Origin of the sequence: Akkermansia muciniphila (genome assembly GCF_002884975.1) — a bacterium.
GTDB classification, from domain to species: domain Bacteria; phylum Verrucomicrobiota; class Verrucomicrobiia; order Verrucomicrobiales; family Akkermansiaceae; genus Akkermansia; species Akkermansia muciniphila_C.
This window is the reverse complement of sequence record NZ_PJKB01000001.1, coordinates 963,342-979,115: the sequence shown is the minus strand read 5'-3', so window position 1 is coordinate 979,115 and position 15,774 is coordinate 963,342. Positions and strand designations below refer to the sequence as shown.

Sequence of the window (15,774 nt, the reverse complement as noted above, 5' to 3'; positions counted from 1 at the left end):
GGAGCTGGAAAAGCTCCGTCATTTCCCGCGTGGCGGGATGCTTCCCCCTATTCCGTTTTCCCGTACCTGCGCGCCCGGAAGGAGTAAGCCACCGCCACCACGGCGGCGAGTATGGCGTACAGGATGAAGCGGTCCGTGGAGATGGCGTTGGCGGATTCTCCGTTGGACAGGAAAAAGGTGATGGCGGCCACCAGCATGTTGCCTGCAAAGATGGTGAGGTTCCAGAAGCTGGTGATGACGCTTTTCAAATGCAGCGGGGCCTGCGTGTAGGCGAATTCAAGGCCGGTGGTGCTGAGCAGTATCTCGGAAATGGTGAGCACGCAGTAGGGAATCAATTGCCACGCGATGGACATGGAGGCGCCTCCCTCCAGCCTGTATTGCAGGAAAGCGACAATCAGAAATGTCACGGAGCTCAGGGCCAGCCCTGTTCCGAGACGCACCAGGGGCCGCGCCAGCGTCACCACCTTCGGATAGACGAATACGGTGATGAGGGGGATGAACACCATCACGAAAATGGGATTGGCCGCCTGGATTTGCGCCGGTCCGATAGTCCAGGCGCCGCCGCCTGGGAGCGGGATGGAAAGGGGGATCATCCTGCTGCCCTGGGCCACCCAGGAGGAGGCCGTCTGCTCAAAGATGGACCAGAAGGGGATGATGAAGACAAAGATGGAGAGGATTTTCAGGATGTGCCGCGCGTCCTCCACGGCGGAAGCTCCGCAGCGTTGTTCCGCATTCTTCCAGCCTCCGTGGAACAGGACGATGAAGAGCACTTTCCAGAAGCCGGCGCGGCCGTTGTTGCGTTCAGGCGGCGTTCTGTGGTACTTCTTGCGGCCCAGCCAGAAGACGAAGGTGGCGATGCCCATGAAAATGCCCGGAACGGCAAACGCCCAGCTGTACCCGTAATGCTGTTCCATGGCCGGAATGACCAGGAAGGAGAAGAAGGAGCCCAGGTTGATGGCCCAGTAAAAGGCATTAAAGGCCTTGGTCATCAACTGCGGGGATTTGTTCGGAATCTGGTCCCCCATGAAGGCGGAGACGCAGGGCTTGATGCCTCCCGCGCCCAGCGCGATGATGAACAGGCCCGTCATCAGGATGTAGCGGCGCGCTTCAATGGTATGGAAGAGGTCCGCCGTGGCCAGGACTCCGTGCCCTACGCAGTAAAGGAGGGAAATGTAAAGAATGGTCTTGTACCGGCCCCATACCTTGTCCGCCAGCCATGCGCCCGCCAGGGGAAGCAGGTAGACCATTCCCGCGAAGACGTGGAGGGTGGCGGTAGCCCAGTTTTCACTCATCAGCAGGTGGCCCGTCATGTACAGCATGAGGATGGACTTCATGCCGTAGAAGCTGAAGCGTTCGCAGGCTTCCGTTCCGATGATGTACCTGGACTGGGAGGGGAGGGCGCTCATGGATGATGAAAATGGAGGTGGTCAGGGATGGCGGAACAAGGGCAATAAAAATGATGGCCCCGGGGAGAGGCCATCATAGGAAGGCATTTTGGAGGCATTCCGCCCCTGTGCGGCGGGACACGGGCGGAATGACGGCTGCCATGAAAAGGAATGGGTGTTAGCGTTCCTGGTTCAGGATGGGGGCAATTTCCACCTTGTACTGGGTGATGCATGCTTTCAGCCAGTCCAGCATGATCATGGATTTGGCCTGGGCTGTCAGGGCCGGCGCAATCTGCTGGGTGGCCTTGATCTGGAACTCCGGGGTATCTTCCAGTTCGCGCTTGACGAGCTGGGTCAGCAGGATGCCGTCCCCCGTGTTGATGGGCCGGGCCATCTGGCCGGGGTTGATGACGGAAGCCGCCTGGAATACCTCTTCAGGAACCGGGAGTTCCTTGGGCGGAGCCAGGCGGGAATTCATGGCCCGGTCCAGCAGGGCCTGGAGTTCTTCCTGGCTTCTGGCGTTTTGCAGGTTGGCTGTGCTCAGGAGGGAGTTCGGATTGACAAAGGGACCGTAGGTAGCGGTTTTGGCTCCGGCTTTCCCGGCGATGGCATTGAATTGTTCCACGGGTTTCTCCGCCTTCTGCAGCTCCGTATTGAGATCTGCGGCAGCCTTGTTCATGGATTCCACAGTCATGCTTTCCAGCAGGTCGGCGCGTGCGCTGTTGCGGGCGGTTTCATAAGGAAGGGCCTTTACCGGGGTAATGCCTTCCAGGCGGACCAGGACCACCTGGCCGTTTTCCAGAACCTGCATGGTACTGATCTGTTCGGCTCCAGTCCTGGCGCGCGCTTCTTCAATGTCCTTGGCGCCCGCGTCCGCGTTCAGGGCCGGGGCGTCCGCCAGGGAAAAGGCCACGTCCAGCAGGGTGGCGCTGCGTCCGTCGGAGGCGGACTGGTTGATCGGCTGGTTGATTTCCTGGGGCGCGTTTTTGCGAGTCACGGCCGTGTAGGACTTCTTCTCCATCGAGCAGACGCCGGGAGTCTTGGCCAGGGCCTCACTGATGGCCTGGTCCATGTTCCTGCCGTTGGTGGCGTTCAGCGGTTCCCAGATGTCATTTTCCACCAGGTTCATGGTTTCCATGGTGGCGTTGGAAATGTCTCCGGACTTGGGCGCCTGCGTGTCGCCGGCGGGGGTGAAGGTATAAACGGTGAAGAAGCGGGCTTCCTCATTCTTGTAATTTTCCTTGTGCTTGTCCCAGAAGGTCTTGATTTCCTCTTCTCCCGGGTCCGTCTTGGGACGGAAGGCGCTCTTTTCCAGGAAGGCGGTGTTGACCGTGATCTGCTGGTTGTTGGACTCCGCCACGGCTTCGGAAAAACCGGCTTCCACGGAGATGCCCCCGGTCAGCACGTCCTTGATGCGCACCAGGCTGATGGTGTCTTCCATCAGGCCGCGCAGAAGTTCCTCCTGAATCTTCTTGCCCATATTGCCGCGCATGGAAATGAAATTGTCATACTTCCGGGGGTCAAAGACGCCTTTTTCATCCTGGAATTCCGGGATGTTGCAGATGGCGTCGTCAATTTCCGTAGTGTTGGGCGTCAGGCCCAGGCGGCTCGCCTCCCTGCGGATGATGCCGCGGTAGGCCAGGAAAGCGGCGTTGGGATTATTCGTTTTCAGCAGGTGGCAGAGTTCGCGCAGACTTTCTTCCGAGCTGAAATTGTCCTGAAGCAGCGGGCCGAAGGTGGAAGGGAAGGAAAAAGCCACGGACAGGCCGGTCTTGCCCATGTTGTTGTAATCCTTTTCTCCGTAAGACTTGCCGTCCACGGAAACGAAGGTTTGCTTGAACATGCCGGTCACGGAGCCGCCGCTTACGTCCCCGCCGATGAACATGAGGCCCACAAACACCAGGGCCATGGCTGCCATGATGACGATTGTATGTTTACGTAAGTAATCTAACATGGAATGGTATGTTGAAGATGCGCGTGTAGCCGGTCCCTGACTGACGGCAGCCTGGACAGCCCGGACCTTTTACACCTTTTCCCGCCGCTAGGCAAGAACGAAGCTTTACGCTTCCGGCGGCTTTTCCAAAACATTGCGGCATGCGCTTTCCTGTCATGAAGGGCGTTTCCAGCCGGGGCAGAACAGTTTTTGACCTCGACGGTGATGCAAATACGCCTTATGTTGCTCCTGCGCGGAAGATTCCGGATGCCGGGGGCGTACTGCTCCCCCCCGCTGCCGCTCCTTCCGGCGCGTGTCCGTAGCCAAATGCTCCTTTAATCACAAGGATTTATGCTGAACCAGGTAGTAGAACTCAAAAGAGAAGTGACGGCGGTGCAGATCCCCAGCGGGGATGTGCTCACGCTGCCGGAGGGGGAACGCGTGTACATCACCCAGATACTGGGCGGCTCCTATACCGTGGCTACGGACCATGGCCTGGCCCGCATCTCCAGGGAGAATGCGGATGCCCTGGGTGCGGAGGCGGCGGAAACCTCTCCGGAGACAGCCGAGCTGGATGAAAACGCCACCCTTGAAGAACGCGTCTGGGACACGCTGAAATGCGTGTACGATCCGGAAATTCCCGTGGACATCGTCAACCTGGGCCTGATTTACGACGTGACCGTGATTGAACTGGAAAACGGCCTGCATCACGTGGCGGTCAAAATGACCCTGACGGCTCCCGGCTGCGGCATGGGTCCGCATCTGGTGATGGAGGCCAAGGACCGCATTGAAGCGCTGGAAGGCGTGGAAGCCGCGGATGTGGAAATGGTGTGGGACCCACCCTGGAACCAGGAGATGGTCAGTGAGGAAGGCAGGATGAAACTCGGATTGATCTGATTCCATGCCGCTGACATTGAGATTCTCCGACGACGAGGCGCGCGATCTGGCGGAAATGCTTTCCATGGCCGCCGCCGTGGCCGCCGCCAACCAGCAGGACGGGGCGGAGGCGCGCCTGGCCGCATGGGGGAAGCTCATCTCCCGCCTGATGGAGGAACTTTCCTCCACGCCCAAATTGAAAGGCCGCATTGCCTATGCGGACGATCTGGGGGGCTATGCCTTCACCCGGCAATATGAGGAAAACGCCTTCTACCAGGATTGCCTGGACGAATACCGTGACAACATTTTCTGGGCTGACCTGGTGACGCGCATGGCGGACAAGGCCATCAGCGAACATCTGGGGCCGGAATATTTTGAGAACATGCCGGAGGAAGACCGCCGCCAGACCGCGGAAGCCCTGGAAAAATCCCTGTGGCAGGAATGCGCCAGGTACGGCATTGACCGCCTGGGATTCATCCTTCCTCCGACTGACGGGTAACAGGAAAAAAGCGGGCAGGGAAATTCCGGGCCTTTGGCAGGAATGCTCCGCCTGGGCGGATTGGGCGGTTCCGGAGGACTTCCGGTGACGGGAATTTTATTCTCCCTCCTCTTCCGGCATGGGCGGCGAGGGGCTGCCCAGGTGCTCCGTCTCCCTGGGGGTGGAGAGCACCTTGTAATACGCCCATGCGGCGACGGCCAGGACGCCGCCGATGGAAATGATCATGGTTAGCCAGCCGGTGAGGGACATGATTATTTGGTGTTTTCCTGAACGAGCCGGGTGACCTTTTCATCAGGCTGGACAGGCTTTGCATCCTGGGGCAGGGGGCGGTTCTGGAACAGTTTGAAATCCGTCATTTTCGTATCCCCTCCCGTTTGGAGCAGCACGGAGCCGTTGGGCTGGATGTCCGCCATGACGTTGGTGGAGGGGGTCGGGTCCCCCGTGAATGTGACGCTGGTGTTGGGGAACCATTTGCCGTCCTTGTACGCGAAGCTGGGGCCGAAGAAGGCGCCGCGGGCTTTTTTGGCGGATTCAAAGTTGCGCATGAAGTCTTCCACAAAGCCGACGGAGAAGGAGAGTTCCTTTTCCGAGGAATGGGTTTTCCATTTGGAGATGAGGTCCCAGGCCTTGTCCTTGTTGTTATAGTAAAAGCCGCTGATTTCCTTGAATTTCCCCATCTTTTTGACGCAGACGAGAAAGCGCATGTTCTCTCCGACGGTCCAGGGATAGTCCACGAAGCTCTGGCCTCCCGTTCCCTCTCCGCCAAAGCGGCCTGCGCGTGCGTTTTCACCCAGTTTCACCAGCTTGGTGCGTTCCTCTTCCGGCACGCTGTTGGGGTTGTCCCCATGGGCCACCGGGTCCCAGATGGAAAAGATGATCACTTTTTTGCCGTTGGACTGCTCCTGGAAGCCGATGTAGCCGTCGTCAAAGTTCATGGCGCAGAAGTAGGTGCCGGGAACGGACGTCTTGGCTTTTACTTCATTGTACAGGGCACTTGCCTGCGCGGGGTGGCCCTGCTGCATGACATGGACGGAACGGCACTGCCGTTTCATCAGAAGCTCCGGGTCCTGGGCATGCAGGAAGGAGGTGCCGGAGAACAGGGCGGCGCAGATGACGGCTGTTGCGGAGAAAAGGCGCATGGTTTTTGAATGGTCGTTTAATGGTTGGCCGTGCTCCGTCCGGTGGAAGGGGCAGGCGAATGATTAGTACGGACTAATTACGTCCCGGACGGAGGGAATCTCACATGGGAGCGGCATTTTTTTCAAGATTTTTTGGCAGGAATTCCCCGGGAACGGGATAAGACCAGAGGTGCGCACCGGAGCCCCGGGCTATTAAAATGGTCACGTCCGCAGGACTGCTCTTTTATCTTTTCATTTATTCGCTGCCATTCACTTTCTTTCAGCTGCCGTAAGGGTTTTCGCCGCTCCGGGATACGGAGGGGAAGAAGGAAGGCCGCCCCTGCGGGATGCGGGGACGGCCTTCGGGATGATGAACGGAAAGGAAGTTTTCTTTACCGGATGGGATTCATGAAAAGGGGCATCAGGCCGCCCAGCACGATGAAGATGGAGAAGGCGGCCAGCATGACGCCGGAAATGACGGGAACCTGTACGGGGTCCGCGTCTTCTGCGGGCTTGTCCCAGTACATGGAGCGGATGACCTTGAAGTAGTAATAGAAGCCGGAGGCCGCGCAGATGATCATGACGGGGAGCATCCAGCCCAGGTACAAGCCCGTGTTGATGACGTGCACGAAGGAGATCATTTTGGCGAAGAAGCCGGCCGTCAGCGGCACGCCCGCCAGGGAGGCGAACATGATGGTGATGGCCAGCGCCAGCCGGGGATTGGTCTTGCCCAGGCCACGGAAGGCGGAGATTTCCTCGCTCCCGCGCTGGATGCGGATCATGGCGAGGGCGAAGAAGGCGCCAAAGGTCATGACCAGGTACACGGCCAGGTAGAACGGGGCGTTCGGGGCAAGCCGGCCGTCCACAGTGCCGATGAAGAGGGGAAGGATGAACCCGGCCTGCGCGATGGAGGAATAACCCATCATACGCTTCAGGTTGGTCTGCGGAATGGCGCCCAGGTTGCCCACCAGCAGCGTAGCCGCAGCCATCAGGGCTATGACGAATTCAACGGGAGGCAGGGCGGCGAAGGGGGCCAGGATGATGCTGAGCAGGGCAAAGCCGGCCACCTTGGAGGCTACGGAAAGGAAAGCCGTCACCGGAGTGGGTGCGCCCTGGTATACGTCCGGAATCCACAATTGCATGGGAACCGCGCCGATTTTGAAGGCCGTGCCGAGCAGCAGCATGGCGAGGGCCAGGTACATGGCGGGGGCCGTCTGGCCCGCCAGCGCATGGCTGACGATGGCTTCGTCATAGATGAAGGTTCCCGTGACGCCGAAGTACCAGGCCAGGCCGAAGACGAGAAAGCCCGTGCTGACGGCGCCCAGAATCAGGTACTTGATGCCCGCTTCCGTAGAGCCCAGGTTCCGGCGGAAGTAGCCCACCATGATGAAGGAGCTCAGGGTAAGCACTTCCAGGGAGACGAACAGTTCCACCAGGTTGGAGGCCTTGCACAGGGAGGTGATGCCCACGCAGGCCAGCAGGGGAAGGATGTAGAATTCCCCCGTGCCGTCCTGGGACTTGGAGTCGTTGGAAGAGAGGTTGATGACGGCCCGGAAGTCCACGGACAGCAGCAGGGTGACTGCTGTGGCGACAAGCGCCAGGATGATGTAGACGTTGTCATAGAGCCCCCCCATGTAGAAGGGGAGCATCGCCAGGGCACCCGCCGCGCCAATCAGCCCGAAGACGAATTTGGGCGTCTTTTTGCAGAAGGTCTCGGCCAGGAGCATAAGCATCGCCAGGCCGGCCAGGATGAATTCCGGAATATACGCTTGCATGGGTAAAAGAAGATCGGGTTAAACTTGAATTGTATTCGGAAGGGAAATCAGGAGAAGAACTGGAGCACCAACGTGGGGAAGAAGCCGAAGACCGCCAGGGTGATCGTCAGGAAGTAGTTGGCCGCCCGTTCGGAAGGCAGCAGTTCCGTGGCGTAGTCTGCGGCCTTGGAGAGGTCCCCCTGGAAGATGTTGCGGTAGGCCCTCAGCATGTACACCGCGCCGATGACCAGGCCCCAGAGGCACAGGATGGTGGCGATCTGGACGGGGCCGAAGCCGTTGGTGAAACCGGCGAAGCCGGAGAAGAAGACCATGAATTCCCCCGGGAAGTTGGCAAGGCCGGGGAGGCCGATGGAGGCCATGCCCGCCAGGCCGAAGACGAAGGCCATGCGCGGCAGCCTGGTGCTCAGGCCGCCCAGGGAGTTGATTTCCAGCGTGCCGGTCTGCTTTTCAATTTGTCCGCAGAGCAGGAAGAGCAGGGCGATGGTCAGGCCGTGGGCCAGCATCAGCAGGGCGGCCCCTTTCAGTGCCCAGGGGTTGGCTTCCGCGGAACCGGAGGCCACCAGGGCGGCGAAGGCCAGGAAGATGTAGCCCATGTGCATCACGGAAGAGTTGCCCAGGAGCAGGTCCAGCCTCTTCTGGTTGACGGTTACGTAACCCACCCAGATGACGTTGCAGACGAGCAGGACAAGGAGGATGTTCGTCCAGGGAAGGAAGCCTGTTTCCATCAGCGGCTGGAACATGAAGAGGCCGTACAGGCCGAACTTCTTGAGCACGCCCGCATGCATCATCGCCACCGGAGCGGGGGCGGAGGCATACGCGGGGGCTGCCCAGGAGTGGAAGGGGAAGAGGGAAATCAGCGTGCCGAACCCGGCGATCAGCAGGGCGCCGATGAGCTCCGCGTGGGCGAGTTCACGTCCGCCGGCCATGAAGTCTTTCAATCCGGAGAAGGTGAAGCCCGCCTGCGTGCCGATCATCAGCAGGGCGGCCAGCAGCACCATGGAGGCAAGCCCCAGGTAAAGCGTGGCGCGCCAGGCCGTGGTGCGGCGGTCACCCCGTCCGTACAGGCCGATCATCACGAAGGTGGGGATGAGGGCCAGTTCATGGAAGGCGAAGAAGGAGATGATATTGTCGGACAGGAAGGCCCCGGTGGCGCCCGCGGAAATCAGCAGGGCGGAGTTGTACCAGGAGGCTTCCCCTCCCTTGGGCGGGTTGGTGCCCAGCACGGTGGCGAAGGTTACCAGGATGGTCAGCAGCAGCATCACTTTGGCCAGGGCCGGGGCCAGCGTGAGCTGGAGGTCCATCCCTTCAAAGCGGGACCAGCAGGAGGAGCAGCCGTCAAAGCTAACCAGGGCCCAGATGCCGAGGGCCAGCGTCAGCGTGGCGCTGAGCAGGGCTGTCGGGCGTGCGGGCGCCTTGCACAGACCGATGAGGGCCGTGGCAATCAGAGGAATGAGAACAAGCCAGATAAGCATGGTGTGTGATTGGTTGGTAGGTTAGCAGGAATAGAAGACGGTGAAGTAGATGACCAGGAGCAGGCCGATGCCGAAGAGGGCCGTGTAGGCGGCCATGCTGCCGGACTGAAGGCGGCGCAGCAGGGACCCAACGGCGGCGGTCAGCCGCGCCAGGCCGCCCACGATGAGGCCGGAGATGATGAACTGGTCCATGAAGTCGATGATGGCGGCCAGGGAGCTCTGGATGCCCCTGACCAGCACCTTGTCATAGAACCAGTCAATGTAGAGGCGGTTGGCAAGGGCGCGGGAGACGGCATTGCCGGAGAGCTTGTCGGAGGCCGGGGAGCCCGCATAGAAAACGGCCGCCAGCAGGATGCCGAGCACCAGAGCCCCCATGGAGACGTAGAAGGGCATGCCGATATGGAAGCTTTCGGAAACGAACCCGTTGAAGGGCACCAGCCTGTCAGCGATGAAGCCGTAGCCGGAGATGAGGGCCAGTACGGCCAGGATCAGCAGGGGAACCAGCATGAGGCCGCCCACTTCCGTGGCGTGTTCCGAGCTGTGGCTGCGGCTCTTGCCGAAGAAGACCACGAAGATCACGCGCATCATGTAGAAGGTGGTCAGCAGGGCCACGCCCGCGCCGATCCAGAAGAAGACCGGGTTTTTGTGCAGGGCGGCTTCCAGGATGGCTTCCTTGGAGAAGAAGCCGGACGTGAACGGAATGGCGACCAGCGCCATGGTGGCGATGATGAAGGTGAGGGAGGTCAGCTTCATGCGCTTCATGATGCCGCCCATTTTCCAGATGTCCTGTTCATGGTGGCAGGCGAAGATGATGGCGCCCGCGCCCAGGAAGAGCAGGGCCTTGAACCAGGCGTGGGTGAAGAGGTGGAACATGGCCGCTTCCCCGGCCAGCAGGCCCAGGGCCATGACCATGTAGCCCAGTTGGGAGAGGGTGGAGTAGGCCAGCACGCGCTTGATGTCATTCTGCTGGGTGGCCATGAAGGCGGCGATGACTGCCGTGACGGCGCCGATGACGGCAATGACGTTGCAGGCCAGGGCGGGGAAGGCTTCCACGCCGATGGAGTACTGCACGCGCACCATCATGTACACCCCGGCGGCCACCATGGTGGCGGCATGGATCAGGGCGGAGACGGGAGTGGGGCCTTCCATGGCGTCCGGCAGCCACACGTGCAGCGGGAACTGGGCGGATTTGCCCACCGCCCCGCAGAAGAGGCACAGCACCGTGATGTTCAGCAGGGTTTCACTGAGGCCCGCGGGCATTTCCATCAGGCTGAAGTCCAGCGTGTTGGTCAGCGCCCAGAGGGTCAGGATGCCGATCAGGAAGCCGAAGTCACCCACGCGGTTGCAAATGAAGGCTTTTTTGGCGGCGTTTGCGGCGGCGTCCCTGGTGTACCAGTGGCCGATGAGCAGGTAGGAGGAAAGGCCCACCAGCTCCCAGAAGATGAAGGTCATGGCGATGTTGTTCGCCAGGACGATGCCCGTCATGGAGAACATGAAGAGGCTCAGGCACGCGAAGTAGCGTGTTTTCGCCTTGTCCTCCGCCATGTAGCTCAGGGAGAAGATGTGGACCAGCAGGCCGATGCCCGTGACCACCAGCATCATGCGGGTGGAAAGGGGGTCCAGCACAAAGCCCAGGTCAACGGAAAAGACGTCGGAGATCGGAAGCCAGGAGAAGGAGGCAGAGCCGGTCTGGTCCAGCAGGCCCAGGGAAAGAACGAAGGTCGCCAGGCAGGAGAAGGTGGAGGTGAGCGCCGCGATGTTCGGGCGCCGGGTCAGCAGGAACCAGTCGAAGGCGGCTACGACCAGCGGCAGGAAGAGCAGGAGCCAGGTGTATTGAATATCAATATTAAACATGTTCGTGGAGTGGTATGTTGCTCTTAGTCTTTCAGCGTGTTGAGGTCCTGCGTGCTGGCCGTGCGCCTGGCCCGGTACAGGGAGACGATGAGGGCCAGCCCGATGGCTACTTCCGCCGCGGCGATGGTCAGGATGAAGATGGAGAGGGACTGTCCGTCATAGTTGGGCAGGCCCATGGTGCCCTGGGCGCGTGAAAACGCCACCAGGGACAGGTTGGCCGCGCTGAGCATCATTTCCAGGCACATGAAGATGACGATGATGTCACGCCGGACAATCACCCCCATCAGGCCGATGGCGAACAGGACGCCGGAGAGGATCAGGTAATGCGTAAGAGGTATCATGATGATGGCTGTGGTAAGGGGGTTCAGGTTATTTGCCGGAGGGGCGGCGGCTCAGCACGACGACGCCGATGGAGGCCACCAGCAGGGCCAGCCCGGCGATGACCAGGCTGCGGTTGTATTTGTCAAACAGGGTGCGCCCCAACAGGGCGGTGTCCGGGAATTCCCCGTTGTCTATTTCCGCGCGGATGGTGGTGCCTTCCGGATAGAGGTGTGCGGAACATTGGGGGGAGAGGGGGGGGAGGGTGATGGACGGTGCTATGCCGCAGGTGGAATGGAGCAATTGGTCAAGAGATGCCTTGGTGATGGCATAGTCCGATCCTCCCCTGCATCCGCCGGAAGCAACGCAGAGTTTCTGCGCGCATTCCCCGGAAAGGCCGTTGGTTCCCGTTTTCCCGGAATTGGCGCTGTCCTGGCCGATCTTCAGATCGTTCCACGCCTGTTCCGCGGTGGCCATCGGGCAGCGGTGCGTTTCCTTCGCGCCGGGCAGGGAGTAGATGATGCCGATGAGCTGGCCGAGGAAGAGTCCGGCTATGATGACGCCGATGGCGACGGAAACGGGACGCCGGAAGGGGGAGGTTTCCCGCTTCACGTTCAGCAGCATGATGATGAACGCGAAGAGCACCATGATGGCTCCGGCGTACACCAGAATCTGGAGAATGCCCAGGAAGTGGGCGCCCAGCCCGATCATGACGGCGGCCGTGGCTCCGAAGGAGAGGGCCATCATCATGGCGGAGGAAACGGGGTTGCGCATGAAGACGACCATCAGGGACAGGATCACGGCCAGGGCCCCGAAGATGTAAAAGAGTATGTCACTGGCAAAAATGTTCATAACGTACGGAAATTGGAGTGAGTGTTTCGGGGTAAGTTATTTGTATTGGTTCCACTTGTTGACCAGCCCCTTGCGGGTGCCGCCCATTTCGTAGAGCTTGGCCTTGTTGTGGATGGCCTGGGCCTTGTCCGTGGGGGTGAACAGGTAATCCTGGCTCATGAAAATGGCCTGTTCCGGGCAGGCTTCCTCGCACATGCCGCAGTAGATGCAGCGGAGCATGTCGATCTGGAATTCCCTGGGCGCTTTTTCCACCTTGCCCCAGGGGCCTTCCTTGATGGCGCCGGGGGTGATGGTGATGGCGCGGGCAGGGCAGATGAATTCGCAGAGCTGGCAGGACACGCAGCGTTCGCGGCCGTCTTCCCCCTTCACCAGGACGGGAGCCCCGCGGTAGTATTCCGGCAGGTGCTTGTCCCAGCGGAATTCCGGGTACTGCATCGTGACGCCTATGCCGGAGCCGGCCAGTTCCTTCTTGTTGCGGGATTTGCCCAGCAGAGCCAGAACGAGGTGCTTGATGGTGATCCAGAGACCGCCAAGGATGGATTGCAAGTAGAACCGCTCTCCGAGGGAAATCTTCGGGCGCTTGATCGTTTTGAAGGCCATAATAGTGATGTTGTCGGGATGAAGAAGGTTGATTACTTGACGAAGTACAGGATGGCGGCCGTGATGAAGATGTTGATGACGGCCAGTTCAAAGAAGACCATCCAACCGAGCTTCATCACCTGGTCGTAACGGAAGCGGGGGAGTGTCCAGCGCACCCAGACGAAGAAGAAGACGAAGAAGAGGAGCTTGAGCACGTACGCGATGAGCTGGCAGATGACCGCCACCCAGTTGGCTACGTGTTCATTGAGCCAGCCGTCCAGGCCGAAGCCGATGGACCAGCCTCCCAGGAACAGCGTGATGACCAGGGAGGAGCCCACCACCATGGCGGCGTATTCACCCATGAAGAACTGCGCGAATTTCATGGAGGAGTATTCCGTGTGGTAGCCGCCCACGAGGTCCGTTTCACATTCGGACATGTCAAAGGGCGTGCGGTTGGCTTCCGCGAAGATGGAGGTCAGGAAGATGATGAAGCTGATGGCGATGGGAACCAGCAGGATCCAGCGCTGCCAGCTCAGGCCCTCGCCCCACACGGGGAGCATGAGCCAGCCGTTGGCGGCCTGGTATTCCACGATGTTGGAGAGGTCCAGCGTGCTGTAAATCATCAGCACGGGGATGATGGACAGGCCCATGCTGATTTCATAGGAAATCATCTGGGCGGAGGAGCGCACGCCGCCCAGGAAGGGGAATTTGGAGTTGGAGGACCAGCCGGCCAGCACCAGGCCGTATACGGAGAGGGAGGAGATGGCGAACATCCAGAGGGGGCCAACGCTGAGGTTGGCCACCGCCATGTTTACGTTGCCGTAGGAGGTGTGAAGGTCTCCGGCAAAGGGGACCACGGCCGCCGTCATCAGCGGGGGGGCCAGCACCAGGATGGGGGCGATCCAGAAGTACACGCGGCGCACGAAGGGAGGCGTGAAGTCCTGCTTGAGGAACAGCTTGCCGCCGTCCACCATGGGCTGCACGAGGCCGAAGATCGGAATGTCGCGGTCCAGGCGGAAGAAGCGGCACAGGTTGGCGATTTTGCCGTCGTGGGGAAGGCCGAAGTAGTCCAGCGTCTTTTTGAACGGCAGGTCGGACTTAGCCCCGAAGCGGCGGAAGATGCTCAGCGGGATGCCGGCGCGGTTGGGCCCCACGCGGTCCTGAATCCAGGCGGCCACCCGGCGTTCAATGTACACGCAGACCGGAATGAACAGGATGGTGATGGCGAAGCAGATGACGATTTTGATCAGCAGGGTGATGATGTAGAACCACACAGGGTTGCTGAGCACTTCGTCGCAAAAGGTTAGAATCGAATCAATCATGGCGGATTAACAGGTTGTGTGCGTGTGAAGTGTGATTAGCGGCCCTGGCTTTTTTCGCGTTCCACCACGGGAATGGTGACGCCGGTTTCCAGGATGGGCTGGCCCCCGTCTCCGATGGAGCCCCAGGTGACGCCGTTAAGGGCGCCGTATTCCGTGCTCATGACGGTGAGGACGTCCAGGGCGGAGTTGAAGTCTTTCAGCGCGGGGTTGCCGCCCAGCAGGAGGGTGATGTCGCGGAGAATCTGCCAGTCGTCCCTGGCGTAGCCCACGGGCTGGATGGCGCGGTTCAGGCGCTGGATGCGTCCGGTGATGTTGATCATGGTGCCGAATTTCTCAGCAAAGGTGACGCCCGGCAGAACCAGGTCCGCGTGGCGCGCCGTTTCATTAGCACTGTGGGCGGTCATGAACAGGTAATCCAGCTTTTTCAGGTCTTCCGCGGTGAAGCCGGCTTCCGGAGCGGTGAGGTCTTCCCCCAGCGTGAGGATGCCCTTGATGGAGCCGTTGCGCACGCCCTCGCGGATGGCGGCCAGTTTGGAGCCGGGTTCAATGCCCAGCACCAGTCTGGCGCCGTTCGTGTTCGGGTTGCGGTCCGCGGCAATCAGCATGCCGTCGCTTTCACCCATGCGGGGGACGATGTCCACCTTGTCCGTGCCTATCTGGGCGGCCAGGTGGCGGGCCATGTAAAGTTCTTCGTTGGTCATGCGCCCGGAGGCGATGACGGCGACCTGGTCCGGCGAGATGCGCTTGACGGCTTCCGTGACGGAGGCCAGGGCGGGTTCCCAGGTGGCGGGGCGGTGGGGCGCTCCCGCGTCCGTGCGGATGACGGGCTGGGGAATGCGCGTTTCCGCGTTGATGTATTTGTAGTTCAGGCGGTGGGAGTCCGGCATCCAGCAGGAGTTCACGGCGTCGTTCGGGCGCGGGGTGATGCGGTACACCTTTTCTTCACGCGTCCAGAGGATGATGTTGGTGCCCGTGCCGCAGTCCACGTCAATGGTCTTGGTTTCCTTCAGGAACCAGACGCGCATTTTGAAACGGAAGTCCTTGGAGGTGAGGGCGCCCACCGGGCAGAGGTCCACGGTGTTCAGGGAGTAGTTGCTGTCCAGCTCGCGGCCGGGATAGACCGTGATGGCGTTATGGGTGCCGCGCTGGGCCATCGTGAGCACTTCATCATGCATGATGTCCCGCATGAAGCGCACGCAGCGGCCGCAGAGCACGCAGCGCTCCTGGTCCAGGTTCACGCGCGGGCCGATGCTGAGGTTCTTGCCCTTCTTGGTTTTCTTGCCGTCATAGCGGCCTTCCACCTGGCCGTAGTCATTGGAGAATTCCTGGAGCTTGCATTCCCCTGCCTGGTCGCAGATGGGGCAGTCCAGCGGGTGGCTGGTGAGCAGGAATTCCATCACGCCGCGGCGCGCCTCGCTGGCGAGGGGGCTGTCCGTACGGATGCCCATGTTTTCCGCCACCGTGTTCGCGCAGGAGATGATGGGGCGGGGCATCCACTGGATGTTCTGGTAGCCGCGTTCATCATAGGAAGGCGTCTGGCCGGGAGCCAGCCGGGGGGGCATCCCCTGTTCCACCAGGCACATGCGGCAGGAGCCGACGACGGCCAGCTTGGGGTGGTAGCAGAAGCACGGAATGGGTACGCCCACGGAACGGCAGGCATCAGCAATCCGCGTGCCGCGCGGGAACTGGTGCCACGTTCCGTTGATCTGGACGTTCACCTTGCCTTCCGCGGCGGCAATGTCTTTGGGGAGTTTGGAAGCTTCTTCACTCATGATGACGGATGGGAGGGAA

The 15,774-nt window shown here is 60.6% G+C and carries 14 protein-coding genes; 2 read left to right on the top strand and 12 right to left on the bottom strand.

Features of this window, described 5'->3' with window-relative positions:
* Positions 1-47 precede the first annotated feature (47 nt).
* On the bottom strand, positions 48-1,406 hold the full coding sequence (locus CXU21_RS03965; RefSeq protein WP_102714232.1) for an MFS transporter: 1,359 nt from the start codon (positions 1,404-1,406) through the stop codon (positions 48-50).
* A gap of 157 nt (positions 1,407-1,563) precedes the next feature.
* The gene (locus CXU21_RS03960; RefSeq protein ID WP_102725129.1) at positions 1,564-3,339 is read right to left on the bottom strand and encodes a SurA N-terminal domain-containing protein; all 1,776 of its coding nucleotides are present in this window, start codon (positions 3,337-3,339) and stop codon (positions 1,564-1,566) included.
* A gap of 330 nt (positions 3,340-3,669) precedes the next feature.
* Between CXU21_RS03960 and sufT the strand changes: the two genes are divergently transcribed.
* Positions 3,670-4,215 carry a putative Fe-S cluster assembly protein SufT gene (gene sufT, locus CXU21_RS03955; RefSeq protein ID WP_102714228.1) on the top strand — a complete coding sequence of 182 codons (546 nt, stop codon included), beginning with the start codon at positions 3,670-3,672 and terminating at the stop codon, positions 4,213-4,215.
* 4 nt (positions 4,216-4,219) lie between these two features.
* A complete protein-coding gene (locus CXU21_RS03950; RefSeq protein WP_102714226.1) occupies positions 4,220-4,693 on the top strand; it encodes a hypothetical protein in 474 nt (157 codons plus the stop codon).
* 96 nt (positions 4,694-4,789) lie between these two features.
* Here the strand turns inward: CXU21_RS03950 and CXU21_RS12320 are convergent, their stop codons facing one another.
* The 10 genes from CXU21_RS12320 to CXU21_RS03905 form a co-directional block, all read right to left on the bottom strand.
* Positions 4,790-4,942, bottom strand: a complete 153-nt coding sequence (locus CXU21_RS12320) for a hypothetical protein (protein ID WP_180972457.1) — start codon at positions 4,940-4,942, stop codon at positions 4,790-4,792.
* A 2-nt stretch (positions 4,943-4,944) separates the two neighbouring features.
* The gene (locus CXU21_RS03945) at positions 4,945-5,832 is read right to left on the bottom strand and encodes a DUF3472 domain-containing protein (RefSeq protein ID WP_102725128.1); all 888 of its coding nucleotides are present in this window, start codon (positions 5,830-5,832) and stop codon (positions 4,945-4,947) included.
* A 371-nt stretch (positions 5,833-6,203) separates the two neighbouring features.
* The gene (locus CXU21_RS03940; RefSeq protein WP_102714222.1) at positions 6,204-7,586 is read right to left on the bottom strand and encodes an NADH-quinone oxidoreductase subunit N; all 1,383 of its coding nucleotides are present in this window, start codon (positions 7,584-7,586) and stop codon (positions 6,204-6,206) included.
* Positions 7,587-7,633: 47 nt separating this feature from the next.
* Positions 7,634-9,058 (bottom strand): complex I subunit 4 family protein, encoded by a 1,425-nt coding sequence (locus tag CXU21_RS03935; RefSeq protein WP_102725127.1) that lies wholly within the window; start codon positions 9,056-9,058, stop codon positions 7,634-7,636.
* A gap of 21 nt (positions 9,059-9,079) precedes the next feature.
* A complete protein-coding gene (gene nuoL, locus CXU21_RS03930; RefSeq protein WP_102725126.1) occupies positions 9,080-10,912 on the bottom strand; it encodes an NADH-quinone oxidoreductase subunit L in 1,833 nt (610 codons plus the stop codon).
* A gap of 23 nt (positions 10,913-10,935) precedes the next feature.
* A complete protein-coding gene (nuoK, locus tag CXU21_RS03925; RefSeq protein ID WP_102714216.1) occupies positions 10,936-11,253 on the bottom strand; it encodes an NADH-quinone oxidoreductase subunit NuoK in 318 nt (105 codons plus the stop codon).
* A 28-nt stretch (positions 11,254-11,281) separates the two neighbouring features.
* Positions 11,282-12,082, bottom strand: coding sequence for an NADH-quinone oxidoreductase subunit J family protein (locus CXU21_RS03920; RefSeq protein ID WP_102725125.1), 801 nt, complete (start codon positions 12,080-12,082; stop codon positions 11,282-11,284).
* A 36-nt stretch (positions 12,083-12,118) separates the two neighbouring features.
* Entirely contained in the window at positions 12,119-12,682 is a 564-nt protein-coding gene (locus CXU21_RS03915; protein ID WP_022396667.1) for a NuoI/complex I 23 kDa subunit family protein, read from the bottom strand.
* A 32-nt stretch (positions 12,683-12,714) separates the two neighbouring features.
* Entirely contained in the window at positions 12,715-13,983 is a 1,269-nt protein-coding gene (locus CXU21_RS03910; protein WP_102714210.1) for a complex I subunit 1/NuoH family protein, read from the bottom strand.
* A gap of 35 nt (positions 13,984-14,018) precedes the next feature.
* Positions 14,019-15,755, bottom strand: coding sequence for a molybdopterin-dependent oxidoreductase (locus CXU21_RS03905; RefSeq protein ID WP_257997352.1), 1,737 nt, complete (start codon positions 15,753-15,755; stop codon positions 14,019-14,021).
* Positions 15,756-15,774: the final 19 nt, after the last annotated feature.

Coding starts and splice junctions, on each gene's coding strand:
- CXU21_RS03905 (WP_257997352.1), bottom strand. CDS start 15,755: ATGAGTGAAGAAGCTTCCAAACTCCCCAAAGACATTGCCGCCGCGGAA.
- CXU21_RS03945 (WP_102725128.1), bottom strand. CDS start 5,832: ATGCGCCTTTTCTCCGCAACAGCCGTCATCTGCGCCGCCCTGTTCTCC.
- CXU21_RS03940 (WP_102714222.1), bottom strand. CDS start 7,586: ATGCAAGCGTATATTCCGGAATTCATCCTGGCCGGCCTGGCGATGCTT.
- CXU21_RS03920 (WP_102725125.1), bottom strand. CDS start 12,082: ATGAACATTTTTGCCAGTGACATACTCTTTTACATCTTCGGGGCCCTG.
- CXU21_RS03935 (WP_102725127.1), bottom strand. CDS start 9,058: ATGCTTATCTGGCTTGTTCTCATTCCTCTGATTGCCACGGCCCTCATC.
- CXU21_RS03910 (WP_102714210.1), bottom strand. CDS start 13,983: ATGATTGATTCGATTCTAACCTTTTGCGACGAAGTGCTCAGCAACCCT.
- CXU21_RS03960 (WP_102725129.1), bottom strand. CDS start 3,339: ATGTTAGATTACTTACGTAAACATACAATCGTCATCATGGCAGCCATG.
- CXU21_RS03950 (WP_102714226.1), top strand. CDS start 4,220: ATGCCGCTGACATTGAGATTCTCCGACGACGAGGCGCGCGATCTGGCG.
- nuoK (WP_102714216.1), bottom strand. CDS start 11,253: ATGATACCTCTTACGCATTACCTGATCCTCTCCGGCGTCCTGTTCGCC.
- CXU21_RS03965 (WP_102714232.1), bottom strand. CDS start 1,406: ATGAGCGCCCTCCCCTCCCAGTCCAGGTACATCATCGGAACGGAAGCC.
- CXU21_RS12320 (WP_180972457.1), bottom strand. CDS start 4,942: ATGTCCCTCACCGGCTGGCTAACCATGATCATTTCCATCGGCGGCGTC.
- CXU21_RS03915 (WP_022396667.1), bottom strand. CDS start 12,682: ATGGCCTTCAAAACGATCAAGCGCCCGAAGATTTCCCTCGGAGAGCGG.
- nuoL (WP_102725126.1), bottom strand. CDS start 10,912: ATGTTTAATATTGATATTCAATACACCTGGCTCCTGCTCTTCCTGCCG.
- sufT (WP_102714228.1), top strand. CDS start 3,670: ATGCTGAACCAGGTAGTAGAACTCAAAAGAGAAGTGACGGCGGTGCAG.